Annotated in this window: 1 tRNA gene and 2 rRNA genes (1 of these 3 cut by a window edge); all 3 read right to left on the bottom strand. The window is 54.6% G+C overall.

The features are described 5' to 3' along the window. Positions 1–77, bottom strand: a tRNA-Met gene (locus tag NUV79_RS25045). Between the two features lie 148 nt (positions 78–225). Beyond that, positions 226–340: ribosomal RNA gene (gene rrf / locus NUV79_RS25040) — 5S ribosomal RNA — on the bottom strand. A gap of 78 nt (positions 341–418) precedes the next feature. Continuing rightward, positions 419–3,173 (bottom strand): 23S ribosomal RNA (locus tag NUV79_RS25035); it runs 63 nt beyond the window's last position.

The raw sequence follows: 3,173 nt of genomic DNA, 5'->3' as shown, positions 1-3,173 counted from the left end.
TGGTTGCGGGGGCCAGATTTGAACTGACGACCTTCAGGTTATGAGCCTGACGAGCTACCGGGCTGCTCCACCCCGCGTCGACTTTTTTGGCCTTTTGGTTTCCGGGTGGAGGCGTTGAGCCTGCTGCGGAAGCCATTTGGCTTTAAACGGCAACGCGGCGGCGACTTGTGGTCGACCGCCGCGTTTTGCGTGTTTGAGATTGTGATGAGGGGATATCCTTGACAGGCCCGGCAACGACCTACTCTCCCGGGTCTTGAGACACAGTACCATCAGCGCTGAGGAGTTTAACGGCCGAGTTCGGGATGGGATCGGGTTCTGGCTCCTCGCTCAAGCCACCGGGCCGGCGAAGGATATTGGCAAGCATTGAATGGTCTTTGATGATGTTTCGCGTTTGGTGTCGCGGACATTGATCATGAGAACGATCAAGCCGATCGAGCAATTAGTACCGGTAAGCTGAACCCATTGCTGGGATTACACACCCGGCCTATCAACGTGGTCGTCTTCCACGGCTCTCGAGGGAGAACTCGTTTTGAGGTGGGTTTCCCGCTTAGATGCATTCAGCGGTTATCCCGTCCGTACATAGCTACCCTGCACTGCGGCTGGCGCCACAACAGGTCCACCAGAGGTACGTCCACCCCGGTCCTCTCGTACTAAGGGCAGATCCTCTCAATTCTCCTACACCCACGGCAGATAGGGACCGAACTGTCTCACGACGTTCTGAACCCAGCTCACGTACCACTTTAATCGGCGAACAGCCGAACCCTTGGGACCTTCTCCAGCCCCAGGATGTGATGAGCCGACATCGAGGTGCCAAACGATTCCGTCGATATGGACTCTTGGGAATCATCAGCCTGTTATCCCCGGCGTACCTTTTATCCGTTGAGCGATGGCCCTTCCACGCGGGACCACCGGATCACTATGGCCGTCTTTCGACTCTGCTCGACTTGTCAGTCTCGCAGTCAGGCAGGCTTATGCCATTGCACTCAACGAGCGATTTCCGACCGCTCTGAGCCCACCTTCGCACGCCTCCGTTACTCTTTGGGAGGCGACCGCCCCAGTCAAACTGCCTGCCATGCGCTGTCTCGGACCCGGCTTACGGGTCGCGGTTAGACATCCATGACGATAAGGGTGGTATTTCAAGGATGACTCCACCAGAGCTGGCGCCCCGGCTTCAAAGTCTACCACCTATCCTACACATGCCGACACGAATGCCAGCGCAAAGCTGCAGTAAAGGTGCACGGGGTCTTTCCGTCTGACCGCAGGAACCCCGCATCTTCACGGGGAATTCAATTTCACTGAGTCTATGCTGGAGACAGCGGGGAAGTCGTTACGCCATTCGTGCAGGTCGGAACTTACCCGACAAGGAATTTCGCTACCTTAGGACCGTTATAGTTACGGCCGCCGTTTACCGGGGCTTCAATTCGGTGCTTGCACACCTCCTTTTAACCTTCCGGCACCGGGCAGGCGTCAGACCCTATACGTCATCTTACGATTTCGCAGAGCCCTGTGTTTTAGTTAAACAGTCGCTACCCCCTGGTCTGTGCCCCCAATGCCTAGTTGCCTAAGCACTGGGCCTCCTTATCCCGAAGTTACGGAGGTAAATTGCCGAGTTCCTTCAGCATAGTTCTCTCAAGCGCCTTGGTATACTCTACCAGTCCACCTGTGTCGGTTTCGGGTACGGTCTAATGTTGGAGCTATTTCCTGGAACCGCTTGGAAGCCGGGTCAATCCAATAAGACCCGACAGCGTACGCGATCCGTCACTACCAACTGGCTGAGGAATATTCACCTCATTCCCATCGACTACGCCTTTCGGCCTCGCCTTAGGGGCCGGCTAACCCTGCGGAGATTAACTTTACGCAGGAACCCTTGGACTTTCGGCGACAGTGTCTTTCACACTGTTTGTCGTTACTCATGTCAGCATTCGCACTTCCAATACCTCCAGGAGCCCTCACGGGTCTCCCTTCGTTGGCTTATGGAACGCTCCGCTACCGCTTGCACAAAGTGCAAACCTTAAGCTTCGGCTCGTGGCTTGAGCCCCGATACATTTTCGGCGCAGGAACCCTTGTTTAGACCAGTGAGCTGTTACGCTTTCTTTAAAGGATGGCTGCTTCTAAGCCAACCTCCTGGTTGTTTTGGGATTCCCACATCCTTTCACACTTAGCCACGAATTGGGGGCCTTAGCTGTAAGTCAGGGTTGTTTCCCTCTCCACGACGGACGTTAGCACCCGCCGTGTGTCTCCCGTGCAGTACTTCCGGGTATTCGGAGTTTGGTTAGGATTGGTAATGCGGTAAGCACCCCTCACCCATCCAGTGCTCTACCCCCCGGAGTATTCACACGAGGCGCTACCTAAATAGCTTTCGCGGAGAACCAGCTATTTCCGAGTTTGATTGGCCTTTCACCCCTAGCCACAAGTCATCCGAGACTTTTTCAACAGGCACCGGTTCGGTCCTCCAGTAAGTGTTACCTTACCTTCAACCTGCTCATGGCTAGATCACCCGGTTTCGGGTCTAATCCGACGAACTGAACGCCCTGTTCAGACTCGCTTTCGCTGCGCCTACACCTACCGGCTTAAGCTTGCTCGTCAGATTAAGTCGCTGACCCATTATACAAAAGGTACGCGGTCACTCAGGACGAACCTTGAGCTCCCACTGTTTGTAAGCATTCGGTTTCAGGTGCTGTTTCACTCCCCTCGTCGGGGTGCTTTTCACCTTTCCCTCACGGTACTTGTTCACTATCGGTCGCTGAGGAGTACTTAGGCTTGGAGGGTGGTCCCCCCACGTTCAGACAGGATTTCACGTGTCCCGCCTTACTCATGTCCCAACTGTTCGCAGATCCGTACGGGGCTATCACCCATTATTGCGTGGTTTCCCAACCACTTCCGGTAACTTACAGTCAGGCACTGGCCTGGTCCGCGTTCGCTCGCCACTACTAACGGAGTCTCGTTGATGTCCTTTCCTCCAGGTACTTAGATGTTTCAGTTCCCTGGGTTAGCTTTAAACCCCTATGTATTCAGAGTTTAATACCTTCTTGTGATCTCTGTTAGTCCGAAGACAGACCCAAGCACAGACTAAAAGCCTGCCCTTGGAATAACAGAGATCGAAGGTGGGTTTCCCCATTCGGAAATCCGCGGATCAAAGCTCATTCGCAGCTCCCCACGGCTTATCGCAGCGT

It is taken from the genome of Allobosea sp. 47.2.35, assembly GCF_024655635.1.
In the GTDB taxonomy this organism is placed as follows: domain Bacteria; phylum Pseudomonadota; class Alphaproteobacteria; order Rhizobiales; family Beijerinckiaceae; genus Allobosea.
The sequence above is the reverse complement of the archived record's forward strand: the minus strand, read 5'-3'. Positions and strand labels throughout refer to the sequence as shown.